Genomic DNA, 22,134 nt, shown 5'->3' with positions numbered 1-22,134 from the left:
CGTTGGGCGGTTGTGGTTGGTTGTCGCCTTGTGGCAAAAGACCCGCAGGCGGGAGACGCGCCATGCGTTCCCGAAAGGAGTCTGCTGCATGAAACCGGAAGAGGCGAGCGCCCCGGTCACGACGATGCTCACGCAACGTTGCATCGAGGCGGCCATGCTGGCCGAGGTCTATGCCGTGTTGGTGGATACGATCGGCAAGGATGCCGCCCTGGACGTGGTCGAGGAAACCGTCGAAAGGGCGGCGCGCAAGGCCGGTCGGAATTTTGCCGCCAAAGCGCCGGGCGGGCCGAGCCTTACGCATTTCGCGGCCGTCACCGACATGTGGCGGGCCGGTGGGGCGCTTGCCATCGAAAACGTGTGTCGCCAGCCGGACAGCCTTTCCTTCGACGTGACCCGCTGCCGCTACGCCGAAAGCTACCGTGAGATGGGCCTGCCCGAGGAATTGGTCACACGCATCTCCTGCCTGCGCGACGGCGCGTTCGTGGCCGGCTACTGCGACAAATTGCGGCTCACCCGCCCCGGCACCATCGCCTCGGGCGAAAGCCGCTGTCCGTTCACCTTCACCTGGGAAAAACGATGAGCATGCGCCGTACCACCGTCCAGGCGGCCCTAAAAGGCGTCGGCAGCGGGGCCGAGGCCCGCGTCATGGGCTGGGTGCGCACCCGCCGCGACGCCAAGGGGTTTTCGTTTCTGGAAATAAACGACGGTTCCTGTTTGACCAACCTGCAAGTGATCGTGGATGCGGGCGTGCAGGGAGCCGACGTTCTCAAGGACCTCGGCACGGGCGCGGCAGTGGCCGTGACCGGCGAACTGGTTCCCTCGCCCGGCAAGGGGCAGCGCTTCGAGCTGCGGGCGACGGGCCTGGAACTGCTCGGCGCGGCCGATCCCGAAGCCTATCCGCTCCAGAAAAAACGCCACTCCGACGAATTCCTGCGCACCATCGCCCACTTGCGCCCGCGCACCAACAAGTACGGGGCCATGCTGCGCCTGCGCTCGGCCCTGGGCCAGGCCGTGCACGCCTTTTTCGCTGCGCGCGGCTTCGCCTGGGTCCAGACGCCCATCATCACCGGTTCGGATTGCGAGGGCGCGGGCGAGATGTTCCGGGTCACGGCGCTTTCCGACGCCGAAGCCTGCCTGCCGCCCGGTGAGCGGGCCGCCCGGGATTTTTTCGGCAAGGACGCCTACCTCACCGTCTCGGGCCAGCTCTCGGCCGAACCGCTCGCCCTGGCCCTGGGCCAGGTCTACACCTTTGGCCCCACCTTCCGGGCCGAGCACTCCGACACCTCGCGCCATGCCGCCGAATTTTGGATGCTCGAACCGGAGATGGCCTTTGCCGACCTGGACGACGACATGGACCTGGGCGAGGCCCTGCTCAAGCATCTGGTCGGGGTGGCTGTAAACGACTGCGCCGAGGACTTCGGGCTGTTCGTCAAATACGTGGATCCGTCCCTGCCCGAGACGTTGGGGGCGATTCTCGAGCAGCCTTTCGTGCGCCTGCCCTACGCCGAGGCCGTGGATATTTTGTCCAGGGCGGAGGCCAAGTTCCAGTTTCCGGTAGGGTTCGGCTGCGACCTGCAAAGCGAGCACGAGCGGTACCTGACCGAGAAGCATTTCAAGCGGCCGGTGGTGGTCTACGACTATCCCAAGGAGATCAAGGCGTTTTATATGCGCCAAAACGACGACGGCCAAACGGTCGCGGCTATGGACGTGCTGGTTCCGGGCATCGGCGAGATTATCGGCGGCAGCGCCCGCGAGGAGCGCCTGGACGTGCTGACCGCCCGCATCCGCGAGCTGTCGCTGCCCATGGAGAGCTACTGGTGGTACCTGGACACGCGTCGTTTCGGCACCGTGCCCCATGCCGGTTTTGGGCTGGGCTTCGAGCGGCTGGTCATGCTCGTCACCGGCATCGGCAACATCCGCGACGTCATGGCCTTTGCCCGCACCTGGCGGCATCTGGAGTTTTAACGGTATGGCCTCGGCCTCGGGGCGGCGGGGTCACGCGGTTCCATCGTGGCCGGCGCATCGGACCGGGTGGCGTCGCAACCGGGCAGGAGCACGTAAAAGACGCTGCCCTGGCCGGGCTGCGACTCCGCCCATATCCGGCCGCCGTAATGGCGCACAATCTGCCGGCAGATGGCCAGGCCAAGCCCCGTTCCTTTGGTCGTTTCCCGCATGGTGTCGCCGCGGCCGACCTGATGGAACTTGCCGAAAATGGCTTCCAGTTCCTCGGCCGGAATACCGATCCCGGAATCGGCGATGGCGAGCATAAGCGCCTCGCCTTCGCGCCGGACCGTCATGCGCACCGTACCCTCCCGGGTGAATTTCACCGCGTTTTGCAGCAGGTTGGTTGTGACCTGAATCAGTTGGTCCGGGTCCATGCAGACTTCCGGGACATCCTCGTCCGCCTCGAGGACAAAGGAAATTTCCGGCCGCTGGGCCAGGAGGCCTTTGATGTTGCGAGCTGTTGTCCCGAGCACTTCCATGGGGTTGAAACGCGTGTCGCGCCAGAGCATGTTGCCGGACTCGATGCGGTTGAGGTCCAGGACGTCGTTGATCAGGCGCGTGAGGCGCTCGGCCTCGCCGTACACCACGCCCAGGTTGGCGGCGATGCGCCGGCCCTTGGCTTGCAAGGCCGGGGTGCCTTCGGCCAGAGGCAGGAACTGCTCGTTGAAATCGCGCCCTATCAACTTGGCGAAGCCCAGGATGGAGGTCAGGGGGGTGCGCAGTTCGTGGGACACGGTGGACAAAAAGGCCGACTTGAGGCGGTCGAGTTCGCTGAGGCGGATGTTGGCCTCGGCCAGTTCCAGGGTTTGCAGGCGCAGGTCGCGGGTGCGTTCCTCCACCTCGGCCTCGAGGCGCTGACGGCTTTCGGCCAATTCCTCCTCGATTTTCTTCCTGGCCGTGATGTCCGTGAACATGCCGAGCGCACCGATATAGCTGCCCGAGGCGTCGTAGAGGGGACTTGCCGACACCATGACCCACAGCGACGCACCCGTTACGGTCCGAAGCTCGTGTTCGAACACCGGGCTTTGCCCCTGGCGCAGTTTTTCCAAATGCTCCCGGACAGTGGCCAGGGATTTTCCCGTCAGGTAGGGATCCATCGGGCGACCGGGCATCTCTTCCGGCGCGCAGCCGAGCATGGCGGCCATGCGGCGGTTGACGAAGGCCGTCTTGTGGTCCGCATCGAGCACCCAGACCCCTTCGTTGGCGGTTTCCACGATGCGGCGGAAATTTTCCTCGCTCTCCCGCAAGGCCAGATCGGCCCGCTGCTTGTCCGTAATGTCCCGGATAACTTCGATGCCGCCGGTGATCCTGCCCGCCTCGTCGCGCAGGGCCACGGCCTTGGCCCAGATATGGCGGGGGCCTCGGGGCAGTGCGGCCACGGCGACCTCCGCGATGATGGAATCCACGCCCATGTCCGCCACGGCGTAGCGTGCGTCCGGCTGGCCCACGGCGCCCCGGGCGTAATCGATCAAAAGGGGCATCGGGGTTCCGTAAAAAGGCGTCCCGTATTCGAAATGCGACTTGCCGAGCATGTCCACGGCCGAGATGCCGGTGAGCTTTTCCATGGCCCTGTTCCAGAAAACCACGGAACCTTGCGCATCGACGACCATGGTCGGGTCGGGGAGGAACTCGATGATGTCGGCCAGGTTGCGGTCGCGGATCTTGAGCCCCGCCTGGGCCTGGCGCAGGTCGTCGATGCGCAGCGACTGCTGGTGGTTTGTAAGCGCCAGGGTGGAGAGATGCTCGGCAAAGCGGTGCAGGGCCGTGCACACCTTGGCGAACCGCTCCCGGGACATGTGGGGCACCTTTTGAAGCGCCTGGCGGAAGGCGTCCTCGTCGGCGCCGATTTCCCGGGCGTAGGCCATGGCGGCCGCGGCATCGAAGGATTCGTCGGCCACTTGGCCAATCAGCCAGGTGGCGATATGGCGCTGGCCGAAAAAGATGGGGGTTGCCCCGTCGAGCAGCCCGACGCTCAGGCACTTGGCCACAGCCGGGCCACGGAGGCAGGCCTGACCGAGGGCGACGTCCGAGCGGGTGCAGTTGGCGCGCCCTTTGGGCGTGTTGCGGATGCAATCACGGCACAAGGTTGTGAAATTGCTTGGCTTGGTCAGGGGGCGTCCGTCGGTGGTGGTGATGAGGGAGGCGACATCGGCGGCGGCGGCAAAGGCGTCCTGGATGCGCTGGATGTCTTCCAGGGAAAAGATGTCCTCGAAACGAGGGACCCCGGGGGGGATTTCCCGTCGGCCGGGCTCTGGGGCGTCGTTGCCTTCCTGCCGGCCGTGTTGTTCCGGGGGCGTGTCGGTGGGTCTGTCGCGTTGCATATCCCCTCGAGAGCGTTCATGGTTTTTCCCACTATAAGCCAACGCGGGTTTTTTTTACAACAATTATTTCCGCAAGGGGGGGGGCGTGTCGGCCTTTCGAGGGTGTCGGAAATAGCGGGAGAGTTCAATGCAGTATCCCGGCGCGTGCGCGCCGCAACACCTCAAAAAATAAGCCCCCGAGCGTAGGGTCCGGGGGCTTTTTTGCACAGGGTGCGTGGAAAAGTTGGAGGGAGTGTTTCCCACCCGCAACGCTCAATTCCAGATACAGTCTTCCTTGTCATAAAAGCGAACTATTTTTCCGGCAGACTTGATGGATTTTATCTTCACTTCGGTGCGTTGGGGTAAAATACATCTTTGAGGTGCCGTCAGGCTCAATTTTGCCCCATTTTTGCCCCCGATGTGCTCGGGCTGTCAAGGAACTCTCAGGAACCACCGGGAACCAGTAGCCGCCAAAAACATAGGCCCCGCATGGTTCGAAAATCCATGCGGGGCCTAGGGGAAAAGTGTTTTGGTGGGGCGGGGTCAACCATATTGATGCTATAATACAATGATTTTACATGATAAAATTAGTTCGTGTTTTTAATGTTATCCGGAAAGTTATCCGGATAAACCACGTGCTGTATGTAACTTCCTCGTTATTCAAACGGTCTTCCAAAATAGGTTAAAACGGCCAGGGCGAGCATATAGACGCTGAGGAGGGCCTGGACGCCGGACAAGGTACGGACCCAGCCCGTGGGCTTAAGAAGGTATTCCCGGCGCTGCATGTTGACGATCCAGGAACCTGGGTTGAGTTCGCGCCAGCCGATGCGGCAGGCGGAAAGGATGCTGAAATACAGTGCCCAGCGAATGGCGGCCCAGCCGGTGGCCTGGATGAGTTGGGGCTTGTCCGCGCCAATGTAGGCGGGCAGGCGTTCAACCGGCCAGAGTTGGTAGATGCTGCCCTCCCCGAAGGGGCGACGAATAGCCAAGAAATAGCCAAGGCTAAACACGGGGATGCCGAGCAGAAGAATCAAGAGGGGCCGGCCGGGGTACATCCCAAAGGCACATGGCCAGTCAAACATCACAGTACGAAAAATTCGTTCCAGACCGCTAAGCACGACCGCATAGCCGTTGGCCAGGGTGACGGTGCCATTGCCCTGCCACAGCATGTGCGTAAGCTTCCCGTGTTCGATGGCATAGGTTGCCTGTCTCTCTGAGGCGCGCAGGCCAGCATCCTTCAAGGCTGTGCGAAGCAAAACGAGACTTATATAGCCCTCCTCAGATTTATAACGGACGGTATCGAGATGTTGTATGCCATCTAGCTTCCCTTTTTCCGGAAGGCCTCTGATCGATTCAAATATAATTCCGTCAAGGTTTGCATCAGTGATCATGGCCCCAGAAAGATCGACCCCATAGAGATCGGCCCCGGACAGATCGGCATCGCCAAGATTGGCCCCGGAGAATTTGGCCCAGGAAAGTGTAGCTCCGGAAATCTTGGCTTCGGAGAGATCGGCCCCGGAGAGGTCAGCCCCGGAGAGATTGGCCTCGGAGAGATTGGCCTCGGAGAGATTCGCTTTGGAAAGATTGGCGTTAAAGAGAAAGGCACAATAAAAATCCGCTCCCAAAAGATCGGCCCTGGAGAGATCGGCCCAAGGAAGATAGGCCCCGACAAGATTGGCGCTCGAGAGATCAAGCCTCATCCCCTCCTTCCCCTCGGTCTCTAACCACTTTTTGTGCTTTTCCAGCCGCTTTTGCAGATCCTCTTTCGTGATCACCGTGCCGTCTGCAAGCTTTCCGGTCCAAGGCTGCTGCGGCTTCTCTCCCCCGGCCCAGACTGTGGTGCCCCCGAGCCATAGGACCAGAATGGCCGCTGCACCCAAAAGACAACCCCATGCTCTTGATTGTAGAATAGGAACAACCGCGTTTGAACTCGTTAAACACATGGCGGATGCCTTCTCAGTTCTCCATCTTGGCCAGCGATTTCTCAACGTTCTCTAAATTATCCTTGGCTCTCTGCGTCCAAGGCCCAACCTCGGTACGCTCAAAAACTGCAATGGTGTCTTGGAAGCATGTAGCTGCATCTTGCAAATGTTGCCTGTTGGATTCCCGTTCCCCGAGCAATGCTAGCACAATGCCCAAATTGTTTTTGGTCATGGCCCAATCCAGGGGCTCCCGTTCGCGCGTCCATTCCTCCAGAGCCCGATAAACGGTTACGGCCTCCTCCAGATGCACCGTTCCCGATACCCGTTCCCCGAGTTTTACCAATGCGGCACCCAGATTGCTCTGGGTCCCTGCCCAAGCCAAGGGGGCCAGGTCGCGCCTCCGCTCCTCTAGAGCTGCACGGTAAGCGGCCACGGCTTCCTCAAAATGTACAGTTCCCGATTCCCGTTCCCCGAGTTTTACCAGCGTAACTCCCAGATTGTGCTGAGTCCTTGCCCAAGCCAGGGGGTCCAGGTCGCGCCTCCGCTCCTTCAGAGCCGAGCGATAGGCGGCCACGGCCTCCTCAAAATGTGCTGTTCCCGATACCCGTTCCCCAAGTCTCCCCAAAGCATTGCCCAAATTGTTCTGGGCACCTGCCCAAGCCTGGGGCTCCCGGTCACGCTTCCACCCCTCCAGAGCCGCACGAAAGGCAGTCACGGCCTCTTTCAGATGCGCTGTTCCCGATTCCCGTTTCCCGAGTTCCAGCAGCGCAACACCAAGATTGTTTTGGGTCTCGGCCCAAGCCTTGGGCACCCGGTCACGCGTTCGTTCCTCTAAAGCCCCGCGATAGGCGGTTATGGCCGCTTCCAGTTGCGCTGTTCCCGATTCCCGTTCCCCGAGTTTTACCAGCGCAACTCCCAGATTGTACTGAGTCTCTGCCCAATCCAGGGGTACCCGTTCACGCGTTCGTTCCTCTAAAGCCCCGTGATAGGCGGTTATGGCCGCTTCCAGTTGCGCCGTTCCCGATACCCCTTCCCCGAGCTTTGCCAGCACCGTGCCCAGATTATTCTGGGTTGCGGCCCAATCCAGGGGCACCCGGTCACGCCGCTGCTCCTCAAGGGCTGCACTATAAGCGGTTACGGCTTCTTCCAAATGCGCCGTTCCCGATTCCCGTTCCCCGAGTACTGCCAGCGCATTGCCCAGATTGTTTTGAATCACAGCCCAAGCCAGAGGTACCCGGTCACGCCTCCGCTCCTCCAAAGCCGCACGAAAGGCAGTTACGGCCTCCTTCAGATGTGCTGTTCCCGATTCCCGTTCCCCAAGCTTTGTCAGCGCCGTGCCCAGATTATTCTGGGTTGCGGCCCACTCCAAGGGCACCCGTTCATGCGTCCATTCTTCCAGAACCGCGCGATAGGCAGTCACAGCTTCTTCCAGATGTACCGTGCCGAGTTCCCGTTTCCCAAGCTCTGCCAATGCAACTCCCAGATTGTTTTGGGTCGCGGCCCAATCCCGGGGCATTCGATCACGTCTCCGCTCCTCCAGGGCAGCACGAAAGGCGATCATAGCTTCTTCCAGATGCGTCGTCCCCACCCCCCGTTCCCCAAGATTCGCCAGCACAATCCCCAGATTGTTCTGGGTTGCGGCCCAATCCAGGGGCATCCGGTTACGCTTCCGCACCTCCAGAGAAGCCCGAAAGGCGGCTATAGCTTCTTCCAAATACGCTGTTCCTGATTCCCGTTCCCCGAGCCTTGCCAACGCGGTACCCAGCTCGTTTTGGATTATGGCCCACTCATAAGGGGACACTTCTCTTGGACACAATGCCAACGCCTGTTCATACAGGACGATGGCATCTTGAAATGCCTGGTTATCACCTAGCTCGTCTCCCTGCTTCGAGAGTGTACAGGCTTGAGCAAACAGATATGCCAGATGTTCTCGACTATTCGGAGGGACAATAGTAACGGCCGAGGCGTAGTGAGCGGCCGCTTGAATATAATTCAAGCGGCTGGCTTCGAGTGCACCGCGGGCGGCCATGGTTTGGGCGGCAGAATATTTCCTCGCGTCCAAAGCCTTCTGTTGTGCCTGGAGTGCGGAGATATCGATTTTCTGAGCCTGATCAAGCAAACGATCAGCGTTATCGTATTCGCCTTCTTCCAAGGCCTGTGACGCCTGTGTTCGCAAACAGTCAACATCTGGGTCGTCGCTTTGCAGCCCTTGTATCTGTTGACGGAGTTCGCAATAGCGGTTGGCAATCTCACCCAATCGGATGGCCAGCAACTCAAGAGGAACTTCTTTTTCACCGAGAATGCGCAACATCCCGGCTACAGCGGTTTCGTGTACCCCGAGCTTTACGGCCAGCTCTCGAAGTTCCTTTTCTTTGTCGGCGAGTTGCAGCCTGGCAGGTTCACTGGCCGCTTTGACAAGGGAGGCAAGTGCTTCCGGAGAAAGCGATGTGATATTGATGGAGGAACCCGTGCCGGCCACGACCAGCGTGCCACCCGGGGCAACCAGATTGCCAATGGCAACGCCAGAACTGTTGTCAACCTTGGCCGCTGGTTGTTGGTCCTTTTTCTTCAACATTTAGCATCGTTCCCGGAAGTCGGAGCAATATTGATGGTGGCATCCGAACCAGCCACAACCTGCATACCTTCTTGATTGACCGTGTTTCCGATGGCAACGCCAGTGCTGTTAGAAACATTGATTGGAGTCTGTGTTGTGGCGCTCTTCTTCACGAATTTGAAGACCGCCCATAGTGCGCCTAAGACGACAATAACTCCTCCTCCAAGCCACTTGAGGATGGCGAGGTTCTTGTCGTCCCTCAAAAATTCCCAGGTGCTATGCCAATCCATGCCGAGATATCCCCTGTGCCTTTCGTTCTATTTGGACCGGTCGTCAGGCCTGAAGCAGGTTGTGGGTTCGCATGATCCGTTCGGTGAAAAAGGGATAGACCAGCTAGGATAAGCCGCCGGTGACAACAGCCAGGGCCTAGTTACTACGGCATGGGTCCAGACGCTGTCGTTGTGCCCCATGCGACTATTCATGGGAACGACATTGGCCGTTGGAAACCGCTGCCGGTTTGGTGCGCAACGAGACGAAACATTCTATCATCATATAAAAAGTTGATATCATAATGCAAAGCAATTAACCAGAGTTTCCCACTATGAACGATGTGGCCGTCATGACCAGGCCGGAAACCGTGGACGCTTCTAGGGGCTGCTCGGGCCTGACCACGGCCGAGATCACAAATCAAGATGGGGAGTAGATAGAGAATTAGACTGGGACCATTAGAAAATGATCCCAGTCACTTTTGTAAATTTTATTGGAAAAATTTAGGAACAACGACAAATAAGGATGTTATGAGCAAACTGCTAGTAATGCTACTCGCAAAAAGCAAAGTAAAATTATATCTATCAATCTTATTATACATAGATTCTGACTTAAAAAATAGAGAGGTTGCCCGCTTTGCGGCATCTTCACATCGTGCAACACAGACTTCAAGCCGTGTGCTAAGTTGCGTTACCACCTCAACGGGATAACCCCTGACTTCGTGAGCGGAGGCTCTCACGTTCTCGCTCGCACTTTTTATGTCCCGCTGTAAATCTTGTAGAAGCGTAATCACTTCTGCCGTACTCTTGGCCCTCAGAAATTCCTGTTTGTTCAGCAGGGCAAGCCGATCCTGGAGCATCGCAGCTTCTCCCGGTTCCGGTCCATCTCCGCCGCCCAATCCCAAGCCCAAGCTCCTCTTCCGAACGTCGTCTGTCTTGCTCATGCCGTAAGCCTCTTTGTTGAAGTGAATTCCACGTATAGCTCTTGCCGAGCTTGCTTCCCTTGAAGGCGACACCATCAAGGGCAAAACTGATTCCCGAGATGAAGCCAGTGCTGGCCATGTTCAGGCGGACTTCCACCCCCACCAGGGCTAGCCGGTCACGGAAGTTTTCAAGTGGGCATCCGTGGCCAAGTGCCGTGTCCACTGCGTTTTGCAGCCGCATTCGGGCGGAAGTCTCGCCCGTCCTCAGGGAGTGCTCAAGCTCTCCTTTTTTAGGAGCTGCGCGGCCCACTTCCTGGCTCGGGGCGACCATGCGCAGGTCGAAATGTCGTTCCAGGTTGCGCATGATGGGCTCCTGCCGCTTGTAGTCGTGTGCGTCGCTGACAACCTGGCCGTCGAGCGTGATCCGATTCACCAGGATGTGGATATGCGGATGGGCCGCGTCGGTGTGACGGCTGATAATGTACTGGTTGTTCACGAAGCCCATTCCCTCCATCCAGGCGTGAGCCGTCTCGCGCCATTGGTCGTCGGTAAGGCGTTCGTCTGGGTGGACGCTAATGCTCACATGGCCGACCGCTCTCCCGACTCCCGGTCGCATGGCGCGCACTGCCCCGAATTCGGCCGCAAGGGCGCGTGGAGTTGACCCTGCCATATTACTTTCCAACATGACGCTTTTGTCGGGTTGGAGATCATACTCGACCGCTCCCCGAAATCCTCTCCCTTTGATGAGCTTGGCGATCACGGCTCTTCCCCTAACAAGGCCCGCTGGAGCTGGATGATTTCCTTGCGGACGCCAAGGAGGAGGGAGGGAGAGACCACGGCTCGCCCCTCGTTTGCGGCTCGGGCGAGCTGGTTGATGCTCACAGCGAGTCGGGTCAATTCTCCGTAGGCTTCGCGGTTGGCCTTAGGCGCGGGCGTTGGGGGGAGCTTGCGGAGCAACGCTGCCGTCCGTAGCCACTGGCTGGGGCTCATGCCCATGTGTCGGGCTTTTCTGTTCAAAGCTTCCCGTTCGGCTGCGTTGACCCTCACTCCTATGGTGATGTCCCTCACGGCGGCAGGGTCGCCCTTCGGGCGGCCGCCTTTGTCTTTTCCTTGGCGTCCATTCATGTGCTTCAGTCTCCGTTTTGATGGCTACCGCATGAGCGGTGGCACTGGCTCCGAGCCTCGCAGAGCAAGACGTTTGAGCGCAGCGAAAACATGGCTTGCTTCCAGCCCGTTCGTGCGCGGCTCGCAGGTGGGTGGTGGACGTGCCCGGGACCGCAGACAGGGTGTCCCACTGTCCCAGAGCTAGAGAGTGGGACAGTGGGACACCTCGCTTGGTCGTTTATGCGAGCCCCTCCAGACGCCGTTTCAAACGATGGATGGCAGACTTGGACATGCTCATTTCCTCCGCGCATTCTCGGATGCTCATCCCCTCAGCCAAAAGGCCCTTGAGCTGTTCCATTTCCACATCCTCCAATTCCTGCACTTCCCAATGCAGAATGTTCTCTTCCGCCTTAAGGTGAACCTCGAAGGGCTTGGCGTCATCGCCGACAATCCCGCGTGCCTTGGTCAGATGCACCTCAAAGCGTGCCCCCTCGGCCATGCTGTATTGTCGTGGGCGTCTCAGGCTGATCACCGTGTCCATGATATCTTCGCGAGCAGATGTACCTCGTTGATCCCCGGACTTGCCCGCATGATGGATGAGCAGGACGGCGAGGCCCCGTCGGCGTAGGTCCAGCAACCAGCTCTGCATAGGCTGCCACGACTGGGATTCGTTTTCCTTGCCTGTCCGGGCCAAGGTCGCGAGGTTGTCGAGGACCAACATGTTGATGCCCTCAAGAAACGGTTCCAGGGCCATTTGACCGGCAACTGTCGCCAAATCCGGCATAGGCCGGGGCTGCATGTCTGGAGTCAGCAAGGAAAGGTTCTTCATTGCATGGGCGGGTGCAGCCATTCCAAGTGCCAGAGCAGAGAGACGTTCTTGCATCGCCAGGGCGGGCATCTCTCCATCCACATAGAGCACTCGATTGGCTTTCGGCGCACGCCAATTGAAAACCGACAAACCTCCTGCCACCGCCAATGCAGCACTGAGGGCAGCAAAAGTTTTTCCGATACCTCGCGGGGCAAACATGATGACAATTCCTTGAGTCGGAATGACAGGGTAGAGGAGGTAGTCGCGTTCTGGAAGTGCCATCGAGAGAAAGTCGTCCATTGTAACTACCACAAACGACGGGAGCCCACAGCGTTGAACGGTATTGGCATCGCATTCTACCGCCACAAGAAAAACTCCAATGAATACTTAATTTTTTCATACGATATTTCCTTTAGCGCATCGAGGAGATGAAGTGACGGATGTCTTCAACTCTCCAGACCCTGGTTCTAGGGCCAAGACTAACAGGTGATGGAAATCGACCGGCCTTTACTCCTTCCCAGAAACTCGTTTTCCCAATGCCCAACACGTGAAGAACTTGGGGCAGGCGGGCAAATCCTTCTTGGGGAAGGGGAGCAGGAGACTGCGTACGTCTAGACTGCGACATGAAATGACCTCCATGGCTTGGGCCGTTTTGGCATAAAAAAGGCCCAGTTCGTTCAAACCGGGCCGAATATGGCGGAAGCACCTAGTGGGTCTGTCAATGGGTTGCAGGTGGGTCAAAATGAGAATAGTGGGTTGTCCCTTTCTAAGAGATGCTGTCGGAGGTTTTTTTACAGAGTTATTTTGGTGAGTTGCTTATAGTTTTCTTCCAGCAATAGGTGCAAATTTAATCCAAAATTCTGGGTCACTTTCCTTAAATTTCCTTATCAGCAGTTTTCCCCTATTTTGATGGCCCGCGTGCGTATTCTTTTCGCTATTTTTGTTCGCTGGAAATAACTTGCCGATCTTAGCATCTGTCAGTTTTGGATAACGAGTGAGAACTTGTTTCAAGATCGGTATAACGTCATCCCCTTCAATTTCCTGTAAATATTTAATGTGACTTCGTATTTTATGAATATTGTATGACGCTCCATCTATAGAATCGGTCGTAAATGACTTCAGTCTAATGTAGAATAATTGTTCTCTAGGAATTGCCCAATCCTTTTTATTTCCTGCAGGACATAGATCGAGTTCAATTTTATCTGATGCCATGGTTGTGCGGATTTGAAGAGATGATATTCGTGGCGCATGGCCTGTCAATATGTCGACGCCTGTATGTTTGCACATAGCATATATAACCTGGGGTGCTACGGTATGCACATTGTTAAGTGTACATAATTCAAAATCATATGATATGTCGTTTTTGCTACATGATCGTTTGTATGTGTTGTTGTTGCTTTCAATGTCTTCAATCTCAGAAAGTAAAAAAACAAATGATTTTATATTGCTAAATAAAAATCCAACACTTCCTGTTGTCGAAAATAATTTAACAATGGCTATCCTAGGATCGTCTGTGTCAAAATCCAATTCTTTTATTATATGGTAAAGTGTAAGTGTCCCTTTGTTAATCTCAGATATAATTTTTTGCCCAGCCTCATGCTTCCATCGCAAAATCAACTCAGCAAAACAAAGGACTTCATCTAAAGACACTAAGATTCCATTCTTAGGCATATCGTACATAAAAAGTACCTTTTTCTAAAATTATAAATTGTAAATACATTATTTGGCATCCCAAATATGCTAAATTTTCGTCTTGGCCCCAATGTTTCAGGATTCCCCGGATGCAGAGTGCAGCATAATGACCTGGGCTCCTGTCTTGAGCTTGTCCAAGTAGTCAGCCCATGCCTGCATCATCTTCCGGCGCTCGGGTAGAAACTCCGCGAAATTGTAGGCCGCACGGATGGAATTTCGCTCGGCATGGGCAAGTTGGCGCTCAATGGCGTCTCGGTTCCAGCCCATTTCATTGAGCAGGGTAGAGGCCATGGAGCGGAAACCGTGCCCGGTCATTTCTTCCTTGGAGTAACCAAGCCGGCGTAAGGCGGCATTGACCGTATTCTCGGACATGGGTCTTGCTGCGGTCCGCAAGGAAGGGAATACGTAGCGGCCGGTTCCGGTCAGGGGATGCAATTCCCATAGAATGGCGACAGCTTGCCGGGAGAGCGGCACGATATGTTGCTCCCGCATCTTCATTTTGTTCTTCGGGATGCGCCATTCCGCCTTGTCCAAGTCGATTTCCGACCATTCGGCATGGCGGAGCTCGCCGGGGCGGACGAAGAGCATGGGGGCAAGTCGCAAGGCGCACATGGTCACGAAAGAGCCCTGGTACGTTTCGATGGTTCGTAGAAGGACGGCTACGTCCTTTGGATCGGTGACGCTGGCGTGGTGCTTTTCCTTGGAAGGCGGGATGGCTCCGCGCAGGTCGCTTGATATGTCGCGGTCGGCATGGCCAGACGCGACGGCGTAGCGGAAGACTTGGCCGCAGTTCTGCAAGGTCCTGTGCGCCGTCTCGATGGCTCCACGGGATTCGATGCGGCGAATAGTGGTCAGTAGCTCCGGGGCCAAGATGTCGCGGATAGGGCGCGTGCCGATCCACGGGAAGACGTCCATTTCAAAGCGGCGCATGGTCCTGGCGGCATGGCCGGGTGTCCAGTTCTCCTTGAACTTGGCAAACCATTCCCGAGCCACCTTCTCAAAGGTCACGACGTCGGCGGCGATTTCGGCTTTTTCGTCTTTGCGGGCTTGGCTCGGGTCAATGCCGTTGGCGATGAGTCTACGCGCTTCGTCGCGGCGCTCCCGGGCATCCTTGAGGGAGATGTCAGGATAGACTCCAAGGGAAATCCGATTCTCCTTCCCGCCGATCCAGTAGCGCAGCCGCCACCATTTTCCGCCCCGTGGTGAGATTTCTAAATACAGGCCTCGCTCGTCCTTCAACCGGACAACAGACTTTCCCGGTTTTGCGTTAGAAATTGCTACGTTGGTAAGAGCCACCGGACAACCTCCTTGCGGAAAGTTGAGGAATTGGCGTGTTGTCCGGTTAGTTATCCGGTGAGTTGTCCGGATGTCAACGGACCAAAACGGAAGAAGCCGACCCTTGCGGACCGGCTTCTTGGCTGAAATTTCTGACTTTTTGAACCGTATCGGACGGTGTCGGATAGTCAGTTGGTGGAGGCGGGGGGAATCGAACCCCCGTCCGAGAATGCTCCGCTCCTAGCGTCTACAGGCTTAGACCGAAAAACAATCTCGCCTCGGGCAGGCCTTCCGGCCGGGCCGCCTTCGGCCAGTCCGTCTGTTGTCTCGCGCGCCCCTCAACGGACGAAGGTTTGCGCCAGCCTGATGGGGTTGGCGTCCCGGTTCAGCGTATCAGGCGTCAGCCGAGGGGACGCTGACTGTCATTAAGCAGCCAGAGCGTAATCGTAATCGTTGGCAGTTAACCAGTTGCCGCGTGTTTTACGAGGCCTCGCGGCACCTCGACCTGCAACCAGGGCTTCACTATCCCCGTCGAAACCAGGGCGCCCCCGTCGAAACTTTACTATAACGCATTGCGGCCGAAAGGCAAGGAGCACTTCGGCTAAAACATCTGGAGATGGCCCTGGTAGCCACGCTCCTTCATGCAGGCATCGGTATCCTGCTTACGCTGCCCGATGGGGCTGTCCGGAAAGGGCGGCGTGTTGACCTCAAGCGACGCCTTGCTGAAACAATCGGAATAATCGTTTTCCACCGTGGCTTGCTCCACGCCCGGCTTGGAATAGGGGGCACGGGTGCAGCCGGCGATAAGGCCAAAAATGACAAGGAACGCCAAGATGGTGGAGCGCATGACGAGCCTCCTCGCGTCGACAGGGCAAAGAGCGACGCGGCGCATGAGAGTGACGAAAAGACACTGTTGCGACGATATCCCGACGAACAGGCCCGAACCGCATGCCTTTTAACTTACCGTTTGCCGCCGGTTTCGGGAAGCGTTTTTTCAGTCCGAGCCCCCGGAACGCGCGTCGGAAACATCTGGAGTACGGGCATCGGCCATCCTGCGTACACCTTTCCGCGCGACGCATGGTCCGAAGCCTGGGCAGCAGCGCGCTTCGCGCGGCTCTTTAGGCAGGATGCCCGTCCGTTTTCTGCCAAATGCTCCGCCCTTGTAGCCGCGCCGTTATCCTTGCAAGAAGAAAGCCGTAGGACCGCTTGCCGTTCTTGCGATCGGACGATGATGTAGGTGATGATTGTTATTTAAATCACAAAATGATATACTGGCTTGTCGTGGAAAATGCCTCTCTTGTGAGAATTTTCGCAAAAAATGATCTTTGTGACGAAAAAGACATCTTTTGCTTGCTATTCAGTTATGTGAAAAATAGAATATTCACGCTTTTGACAAGAACTATCTCTGTCGGGCCAGCCCCGAGGGGGCTCTTTAACACGAAAGGCGTTTCGCTTTTGCACTGGAGATTATCATGAGGCGAATGAGCATAAAATGGTTGTTAATGACACTGGGTATAGCAAGCGTCATAGGTGCAGCGCTCACCATCTTTCTTCTCTATTTGCAACAAGGAAGGATGTTCGGTTATCTGGAAAAAATCGGGAATGTTGACAGCCCGTTGCTCTTTCACCTCCAGGATGTTTATGCCCAGGGGCTGCAAACGGAACAGGCCACCCGCAATGTGATTCTCAATCCCAACGATCAAAAGGCCAAAGATAATTTCGCCGCTGCCGACAAGAAGTTCCGCAAAGCCCTCGCGGCGGCCGCTTCCCTGGCCCGTGGAGACATGGCCCGGCAACTCTCCGGTGTTGAACCGCAATGGAACAAGAGTCACGACCTCAAGTTGCAATTGATGGAAATGGCCACCGCCGGCGATGTGAAAAAAGCCGTGACCATGCTCAATACCGAGGAAACGCCCTTGTGGCGGGCCATTAAGAAAACAGTGCTTTCCCTCGTCAGCGTGCAGCAGCGTGTCGCGGCGGACAACCTCAAGGCCATCGAAGCCGGAGAAACCTCGGTTTTCCATATGTTCCTGGGCATGGCCATTGTTTCGGTGATCCTGCTCATGGCGCTGATCGTCTTTTTGATTCGCGGCCTTGGCCGGGGCGCGGCGGCCATTATCGATTACGCCAAGACCATCGGGGGCGGGGATTTCAGCACCAAGCCGATCTCGGGCCTGCCCCGCGAATTCGCCCAGATCGCCGCGTCATTGCTGGAGATGGTCCGTTATCTGGAAACCTCGCTTGGATATTACCAGGGCATCGTGCGCGGCATCGCAACGCCCTACGTCGTGGTGGATACCGAGGAAAATCTGCAAATTACCAACGATAGCCTCATGGCGTTGATCGAGCAATCCGGCACGCCGCAGCAGCATTACGGGAAAAACGTGGCCGGTTTTTTTTACGGGGATTCCTCGCGCAAGACCGTACTGGCCACCGCCATGGCCGAGAACAAAAACATCCGCGAGGAAGTCGTGATCACTTCTCACAAGGGCAACGAGCGCAATGTCCTTATTGACGCGTCCCCGCTTTACAACACCATAAACGGCCAATTGATGGGCTCGCTTTGCGTGTACCTGGACTTCACCGAACTGCGCCGGGGCGAGGCCGCCATGCAGGCCCAGACCAACCGCATGCGCGAAACGGCCCGGGAAGCCCAGGCCATCGCCGACAGTCTGGCCCGGGAAATCGAGGACCTGACCCAGCGTGTGAACATGGTCGAAAGCGGCGCCATGCAGCAAAAGGACCGCATCGGCGAGACCGCCTCGGCCATGGACGCCATGACCGAAGCGGTGACGGAAGTGGCGCAAAACGCCGCCGCCGCCGATTCCCTGGCCGAGGCGGCCAAGGACAAGGCTGAAACCGGGGCCGGGATGGTGGCCGGTGTGGTGGAGGCCATCCGCAACGTCAACCGGCTTGCCGACGAACTGCGGCGGGACATGGACGAGCTCGGCGGGCAGGCCGAGGGCATCGGCAAGATCATGGGCGTCATCGCCGACATCGCCGACCAGACCAACCTGCTGGCGCTCAATGCCGCCATCGAGGCGGCCCGGGCCGGGGACGCCGGCCGGGGGTTCGCCGTGGTGGCCGACGAGGTGCGAAAGCTGGCCGAAAAGACCATGACCGCCACCAAGGACGTGGCCGGGTTTATCACCACCATGCAGCAAAGCACGCGCAAGAACATCGAAAAGACCGAACAGACCAGCCTCGCCATTCAGGATGGTACGAAAAAAGCCAACGATTCAGGAGAAATGTTGCAGGAGATCGTGGGCATCGTGGTCAAAACGTCCGACCAGATCCGCTCCATGGCCACCGCCGCCGAGGAGCAGTCCGCCACGTCCGAGGAGATTCGCCGGGCCACGGAGGAGATCAACCGCATCGCCATCGATACCCTGGAGGCCATGGCCGCCTCGGCCAAGGCCGTGGCCGAACTGGGCGGACAGGCGCGGAGCCTGGAGACCGTGGTTTCGGGCCTGGAATCCGGCAAGAACGCCATTGCCGCCTAGCGGGGCGCTCTACCAATAAGCATGTGTTTGTGTTGGCTTAAAGATGAGCCATTAAGGCATGTTGGGGTAGTTGAGACTGCAAAATGGCGCATAGTTAATTGCGGCACGTGACACTGGCGGGGCGTTCGTTCGAGAGAGGAATCCGAAAGATGCCGAGAGGTGACGCCTTTAAAAGGGGCGTTGCCTCGCGTGCGTTTTCCCCTTTCTCCTAGGCCAGCAAGCCCACGAAGCGCCCCGTCACCTGGCGCAGGCGACGGCTGAGGACCTGGCCCACGGCGAAAAGGACCTTGATGGCCAATTGTGGCTGTTCGGCGGCCAGGGCGTCGAACTGTTCGCGGGTCAGGACCAGGAGTCGCACGTCGGTTTTGGCCACCACCGTGGCCGAACGCGGCTCGTTGTCGAAAAAGGCGATCTCCCCGATGACGGCGTCCCGGCTCAGGTCGATGATGTGACGTTCGGGCGCGCCGGTATCCTCTTTCTGGATGGTCACCACGCCCTCTTCCATGAAGGCCAGGGAATTGGCCTTGCGGCCTTCCTGAATAACGACCGTGCCGGCCGGAAAGGCGCTCTCCTGAAGATAGGCGGCAAGGAGCCGGATTTCCTCGAAGGTGAAGCCGGCCGCGAGTTTGAGGCTGTCAAGGCGCGTGGCGATGGCGGCGATTTCCGCTTCCCGTTGTCCCTGTTCCACATTGGCCTCCCCGTCGGCCGCCATGTCGGCGACGTGTTTCTTGAATTCTTGCCAGCCGTCCTCTGACATCTTATCCCCCTTTGCGGCAAGAAAAAAGGTCGAAAGGGCCGATTGTGGTCCTTTACGCCACGGGAATACGACGATGGGTTGTGGCGTGCATGGACTGTTGCAAGGTCCTCGCATGGTGCAATCACACCCTGGCCGGCAACCGCCGGTGAGAATGGGATAATACGACAACAGGCGTTGGGCGAGACGGACTCTGTTATCGCGTTGTGACTGGGGGCGTTGTATTGTTGTGCCTTCGGTTGCCTCGGCCTGCCTTCTCATGTACGGAGAGGGACTGATAACGGAGGATTCATGGTCAAGCGCATCGCCGGCTGGTTTTTGGTTTTCGTCTGTATGGTTTCCCTGGCCGGTTGCGGCGCGGCTCGGAAACGGCATCCGCTCATCGACCCCAATGCCCAGGAATTGTCCGTCATGGGCATGCGCAACGTGCGGGATTGGGGGGATGCGCTTTCGCCCATGCTCCAGAAAAGCCTCGTTACGGGGGCACGCCAATACGCCGCCTGGCGCAAGGCCAACGACCTTGGCCCTGAAAAGGATTTGTACCTGCTTGCCCTGTCCGGCGGCGGCGCGGACGGCGCTTTTGGCGCAGGCGTGTTGTGCGGCTGGACGGACAAAGGGGACCGGCCCGAATTTCGCGTGGTGACGGGCGTCTCCACGGGGGCCTTGTCCGCGCCGTTCGCCTTTTTGGGCAAGAAATACGACCCGGTTTTGCGCAAGCTGTATACCAATATCCAAACCAAGGATATTTTCTTTCTCAAAAGCATCTGGGACATCATCCGGGGCGATTCGGTGGCGGATACCGGACCGCTCAAAAAATTGGTCGAAACCGCTGTCACGTCGGAAATGATGGCCGAGTTGGCCCGGGAACATGCCCGGGGGCGCCGGCTTTTCATCGCCACCACCAACCTGGACGCCCAGCGCAACGTGGTCTGGGATATCGGGGCCATCGCCTCCTCGGGCAACCCCAAGGCGCTCGAGTTGATCCACAAGATCCTGATCGCCTCGGCTTCCATCCCGGTAGCCTTCCCGCCGGTGTATATCCCGGTGGAGAAAAACGGCGAAACCTTCGACGAAATGCACGTGGACGGCGGGGTGATTTCGCAGTTCATCGTCTACGACGCCTATCTGCTGCCCAAGGAGATCGCGGAGGATGCCCATGCCATGGCGGCCTACGATGCGCTGCACAAGCATGTCTGCATCATCGTCAACAACAAGCTCGGCCCGGTCAGCGAATCCGTCCGGCCGCGTCTTGCCCCCATCGCGTTGCGCTCCATTTCCACGTTGATCAAGTCCCAGGCCAAGGGTTCGCTTGCCTACAGCTATCTGCTCACCAAGCGTGACGGGATGACGCTTGATTACATCGTCATTCCGGAAGATTTCGACAGCCCCAACAAGGAGCCCTTCGACCCCGCGGCCATGCGCAAGACCTTCGACATGGGCTATGCCCTGGGCAAGGAAGGCAAGGCCTGGCAATCCCTGCCTCCGGGCTACGTGGAGTAGCAGGGCGGCGCACTTGGTCGATGCCGAAGACGCCCGTCGTTACAAAAGGAAAGGGCCCGGAGTTTGCCTCCGGGCCCTTTTTTGTCGGGGAGCAAAAAAAGCTATGGCATGCGTGGCGCAATCCCCGTCTTCAGGGCGCGGGCTTGACGTCGCGGGTCACCGAGACGTTGGCCAGTTCGCGGTCCTTCGCGTCAAGGGCCGTCACCTTGACCTGCATCTTTTTCGGCATCTCCTTGGGGCAGGGCATCTGGTTCGGGCCGTAGAGCGACCCCTTGGGGACCATGGCTTGGGCGCCGTTGATGTACAGGCCCCTGTCGGTGGTCTGGAACCCGAAATCCTGGTTGAAGATTTCCGTCCCGAAATCGAAGTCCAGCACCTTCACATTGAGCTTCTTGGTCTTGGGCGGAACACCATGGATGTGCATTTCGGGCGAAACGTTCTGGCACATGTCCACCGCCTTGAAGCCGACATCCACGCCGAACCCCTTGGCGAAATCCATGCCGTCGCTCGATTTGGGCGCGCAGCCCGCCATGATCGGCAACATCGCCAAGGCCGCAATGAGCAGCAGTCGCAGCGGGTTCATGAAGTCTCCTTGTTGTCGTCGTTTTGGGCCTTCGATCCGCGTCGTGGCAACGGATCCGGCCAGGCCGGTCGTGGAGACGATAGCACGGGGCGACGTGTTTTTGAACTCCGGAAACGGGAGCGTCGGGCCAACCTTTCCGGCCTGCAAAAAAAACAGAAGCGGCCCAAGGGGTTGCCTTGAGCCGCGTTGTGTTCTGGTAGCGAGGGAGGGAAATTTTGTGGCACCAAAAAATTTCCTGTAAAACGCTGAAATTATTTACAATAAATAACTAGGGCGCACCAAATAATGGCACCTAAATACCCCTTTGGTTTGCGAAGCACAAGGGGTATTTTTCTGTTCAGAGTGGGTATCTCAAAAATATGAACAAAAATATTGTTCCGTAGATAGCATCCAAAAATACAATACAAAAAATTGTAAGTTGAGTAGTAATGAAAAGTTGTCATAAAAATACGATGAATTGATATATGTTCAGAGTTGCATCAATTAATACACATTCAACGCACTAGCAATGCATAAATTTGACTCATTTTTGTATTTTCCGTTGACTTTTGCTGAAGGATTGATTAGATTCCTCATCGAGGTTGAACGGAAAAATGAAAATAATTTTTTCCAGAAGTTTACTTTAATATTTTTTTTGTCAAAAAACATTATTAAGAACAAATAGGAATAGGTAGGAGGTGATGGGAATGAATGAACGTAAGATTGATTTAATGAGTTTGAGGAATTTTTATCCACCAATGATTGGGAGAACAGAGATTGAAAATTTTTTTCCCGGAATTTTGCATCAAAAATCATTGGCAAATTTAGAATCGGACGGTTTAGGTATTCCAAAGTATAAGTTTGGGGGAAAAGTAATGTATTTTACTGATGACATATTAAAATTCATTGAAGGTAAGATTAAAATGTAAAAGAAAAAGCGGTCTGGCAGGACCGCACTAATAATAAG

The 22,134-nt window shown here is 57.1% G+C and carries 18 protein-coding genes and 1 other RNA gene; 5 read left to right on the top strand and 14 right to left on the bottom strand.

Features of this window, described 5'->3' with window-relative positions; genetic code table 11:
• The first annotated feature begins 88 nt into the window (after nucleotides 1-88).
• Nucleotides 89-580, top strand: coding sequence for an L-2-amino-thiazoline-4-carboxylic acid hydrolase (locus ACMZ6R_RS09890; RefSeq protein ID WP_416110885.1), 492 nt, complete (start codon nucleotides 89-91; stop codon nucleotides 578-580).
• On the top strand, nucleotides 577-1,965 hold the full coding sequence (asnS, locus tag ACMZ6R_RS09885; protein ID WP_416110883.1) for an asparagine--tRNA ligase: 1,389 nt from the start codon (nucleotides 577-579) through the stop codon (nucleotides 1,963-1,965). Before ACMZ6R_RS09890 ends, asnS begins: the two co-directional genes overlap by 4 nt.
• On the opposite strand, the gene ACMZ6R_RS09880 is transcribed toward asnS, so the two are convergent.
• From ACMZ6R_RS09880 to ACMZ6R_RS09825, 12 genes are all read right to left on the bottom strand, one after another.
• Nucleotides 1,962-4,325 (bottom strand): PocR ligand-binding domain-containing protein, encoded by a 2,364-nt coding sequence (locus tag ACMZ6R_RS09880; protein ID WP_416110881.1) that lies wholly within the window; start codon nucleotides 4,323-4,325, stop codon nucleotides 1,962-1,964. The two genes, asnS and ACMZ6R_RS09880, sit on opposite strands and share 4 nt — an antisense overlap.
• 635 nt (nucleotides 4,326-4,960) lie before the next feature.
• The gene (locus tag ACMZ6R_RS09875; protein ID WP_416110879.1) at nucleotides 4,961-6,184 is read right to left on the bottom strand and encodes a pentapeptide repeat-containing protein; all 1,224 of its coding nucleotides are present in this window, start codon (nucleotides 6,182-6,184) and stop codon (nucleotides 4,961-4,963) included.
• Between the two features lie 76 nt (nucleotides 6,185-6,260).
• Nucleotides 6,261-8,801, bottom strand: a complete 2,541-nt coding sequence (locus ACMZ6R_RS09870) for a tetratricopeptide repeat protein (protein WP_416110877.1) — start codon at nucleotides 8,799-8,801, stop codon at nucleotides 6,261-6,263.
• On the bottom strand, nucleotides 8,795-9,070 hold the full coding sequence (locus ACMZ6R_RS09865; protein ID WP_416110875.1) for a hypothetical protein: 276 nt from the start codon (nucleotides 9,068-9,070) through the stop codon (nucleotides 8,795-8,797). Before ACMZ6R_RS09865 ends, ACMZ6R_RS09870 begins: the two co-directional genes overlap by 7 nt.
• Before the next feature lie 675 nt (nucleotides 9,071-9,745).
• Nucleotides 9,746-10,729, bottom strand: coding sequence for a relaxase/mobilization nuclease domain-containing protein (locus ACMZ6R_RS09860; RefSeq protein ID WP_416110873.1), 984 nt, complete (start codon nucleotides 10,727-10,729; stop codon nucleotides 9,746-9,748).
• Entirely contained in the window at nucleotides 10,726-11,094 is a 369-nt protein-coding gene (locus ACMZ6R_RS09855; RefSeq protein WP_416110871.1) for a plasmid mobilization protein, read from the bottom strand. Before ACMZ6R_RS09855 ends, ACMZ6R_RS09860 begins: the two co-directional genes overlap by 4 nt.
• A 217-nt stretch (nucleotides 11,095-11,311) precedes the next feature.
• Nucleotides 11,312-12,181, bottom strand: a complete 870-nt coding sequence (locus ACMZ6R_RS09850; RefSeq protein ID WP_416110869.1) for an AAA family ATPase — start codon at nucleotides 12,179-12,181, stop codon at nucleotides 11,312-11,314.
• Nucleotides 12,182-12,293: 112 nt separating this feature from the next.
• Nucleotides 12,294-12,506, bottom strand: coding sequence for a helix-turn-helix transcriptional regulator (locus ACMZ6R_RS09845; protein ID WP_416110867.1), 213 nt, complete (start codon nucleotides 12,504-12,506; stop codon nucleotides 12,294-12,296).
• 191 nt (nucleotides 12,507-12,697) lie between these two features.
• On the bottom strand, nucleotides 12,698-13,561 hold the full coding sequence (locus ACMZ6R_RS09840; protein ID WP_416110865.1) for a hypothetical protein: 864 nt from the start codon (nucleotides 13,559-13,561) through the stop codon (nucleotides 12,698-12,700).
• Between the two features lie 87 nt (nucleotides 13,562-13,648).
• Nucleotides 13,649-14,869: a tyrosine-type recombinase/integrase gene (locus ACMZ6R_RS09835; RefSeq protein ID WP_416110863.1), complete on the bottom strand. Its 1,221-nt coding sequence runs from the start codon at nucleotides 14,867-14,869 to the stop codon at nucleotides 13,649-13,651.
• Nucleotides 14,870-15,041: 172 nt separating this feature from the next.
• Nucleotides 15,042-15,398, bottom strand: a transfer-messenger RNA (tmRNA) gene (gene ssrA, locus ACMZ6R_RS09830).
• 51 nt (nucleotides 15,399-15,449) lie between these two features.
• Complete coding sequence (locus ACMZ6R_RS09825; RefSeq protein WP_416110861.1) at nucleotides 15,450-15,695, bottom strand: hypothetical protein; 246 nt, start codon at nucleotides 15,693-15,695, stop codon at nucleotides 15,450-15,452.
• A 727-nt stretch (nucleotides 15,696-16,422) separates the two neighbouring features.
• Here ACMZ6R_RS09825 and ACMZ6R_RS09820 point away from each other — a divergent pair.
• On the top strand, nucleotides 16,423-18,351 hold the full coding sequence (locus tag ACMZ6R_RS09820) for a methyl-accepting chemotaxis protein (RefSeq protein ID WP_416110859.1): 1,929 nt from the start codon (nucleotides 16,423-16,425) through the stop codon (nucleotides 18,349-18,351).
• A 208-nt stretch (nucleotides 18,352-18,559) separates the two neighbouring features.
• Here the strand turns inward: ACMZ6R_RS09820 and ACMZ6R_RS09815 are convergent, their stop codons facing one another.
• Nucleotides 18,560-19,108 carry a cyclic nucleotide-binding domain-containing protein gene (locus ACMZ6R_RS09815; RefSeq protein WP_416110857.1) on the bottom strand — a complete coding sequence of 183 codons (549 nt, stop codon included), beginning with the start codon at nucleotides 19,106-19,108 and terminating at the stop codon, nucleotides 18,560-18,562.
• A 288-nt stretch (nucleotides 19,109-19,396) separates the two neighbouring features.
• Here ACMZ6R_RS09815 and ACMZ6R_RS09810 point away from each other — a divergent pair, with 288 nt between their 5' ends.
• On the top strand, nucleotides 19,397-20,605 hold the full coding sequence (locus ACMZ6R_RS09810) for a patatin-like phospholipase family protein (RefSeq protein WP_416110855.1): 1,209 nt from the start codon (nucleotides 19,397-19,399) through the stop codon (nucleotides 20,603-20,605).
• 130 nt (nucleotides 20,606-20,735) lie between these two features.
• Here ACMZ6R_RS09810 and ACMZ6R_RS09805 read toward each other — a convergent pair whose 3' ends face one another.
• Complete coding sequence (locus tag ACMZ6R_RS09805) at nucleotides 20,736-21,188, bottom strand: hypothetical protein (RefSeq protein ID WP_416110853.1); 453 nt, start codon at nucleotides 21,186-21,188, stop codon at nucleotides 20,736-20,738.
• A gap of 686 nt (nucleotides 21,189-21,874) precedes the next feature.
• On the opposite strand from ACMZ6R_RS09805, the gene ACMZ6R_RS09800 reads away from it, so the two are divergent.
• Nucleotides 21,875-22,096 carry a hypothetical protein gene (locus tag ACMZ6R_RS09800; protein ID WP_416110851.1) on the top strand — a complete coding sequence of 74 codons (222 nt, stop codon included), beginning with the start codon at nucleotides 21,875-21,877 and terminating at the stop codon, nucleotides 22,094-22,096.
• Nucleotides 22,097-22,134: the final 38 nt, after the last annotated feature.

Source organism: Solidesulfovibrio sp. C21, from assembly GCF_047785625.1.
Lineage (GTDB): Bacteria > Desulfobacterota > Desulfovibrionia > Desulfovibrionales > Desulfovibrionaceae > Solidesulfovibrio.
This window is presented reverse-complemented; position numbering and strand designations above follow the sequence as displayed.

Excerpts from the sequence above, each read along its gene's own strand:
- ACMZ6R_RS09805 (WP_416110853.1), bottom strand. The coding sequence starts at position 21,188 with ATGAACCCGCTGCGACTGCTGCTCATTGCGGCCTTGGCGATGTTGCCG.
- asnS (WP_416110883.1), top strand. The coding sequence starts at position 577 with ATGAGCATGCGCCGTACCACCGTCCAGGCGGCCCTAAAAGGCGTCGGC.
- ACMZ6R_RS09850 (WP_416110869.1), bottom strand. The coding sequence starts at position 12,181 with ATGGACGACTTTCTCTCGATGGCACTTCCAGAACGCGACTACCTCCTC.
- ACMZ6R_RS09820 (WP_416110859.1), top strand. The coding sequence starts at position 16,423 with ATGTTCGGTTATCTGGAAAAAATCGGGAATGTTGACAGCCCGTTGCTC.
- ACMZ6R_RS09815 (WP_416110857.1), bottom strand. The coding sequence starts at position 19,108 with ATGTCAGAGGACGGCTGGCAAGAATTCAAGAAACACGTCGCCGACATG.
- ACMZ6R_RS09825 (WP_416110861.1), bottom strand. The coding sequence starts at position 15,695 with ATGCGCTCCACCATCTTGGCGTTCCTTGTCATTTTTGGCCTTATCGCC.
- ACMZ6R_RS09845 (WP_416110867.1), bottom strand. The coding sequence starts at position 12,506 with ATGTCGCAGTCTAGACGTACGCAGTCTCCTGCTCCCCTTCCCCAAGAA.
- ACMZ6R_RS09890 (WP_416110885.1), top strand. The coding sequence starts at position 89 with ATGAAACCGGAAGAGGCGAGCGCCCCGGTCACGACGATGCTCACGCAA.
- ACMZ6R_RS09840 (WP_416110865.1), bottom strand. The coding sequence starts at position 13,561 with ATGTACGATATGCCTAAGAATGGAATCTTAGTGTCTTTAGATGAAGTC.
- ACMZ6R_RS09800 (WP_416110851.1), top strand. The coding sequence starts at position 21,875 with ATGAATGAACGTAAGATTGATTTAATGAGTTTGAGGAATTTTTATCCA.
- ACMZ6R_RS09880 (WP_416110881.1), bottom strand. The coding sequence starts at position 4,325 with ATGCAACGCGACAGACCCACCGACACGCCCCCGGAACAACACGGCCGG.
- ACMZ6R_RS09855 (WP_416110871.1), bottom strand. The coding sequence starts at position 11,094 with ATGAATGGACGCCAAGGAAAAGACAAAGGCGGCCGCCCGAAGGGCGAC.
- ACMZ6R_RS09865 (WP_416110875.1), bottom strand. The coding sequence starts at position 9,070 with ATGGATTGGCATAGCACCTGGGAATTTTTGAGGGACGACAAGAACCTC.
- ACMZ6R_RS09810 (WP_416110855.1), top strand. The coding sequence starts at position 19,397 with ATGGTCAAGCGCATCGCCGGCTGGTTTTTGGTTTTCGTCTGTATGGTT.
- ACMZ6R_RS09870 (WP_416110877.1), bottom strand. The coding sequence starts at position 8,801 with ATGTTGAAGAAAAAGGACCAACAACCAGCGGCCAAGGTTGACAACAGT.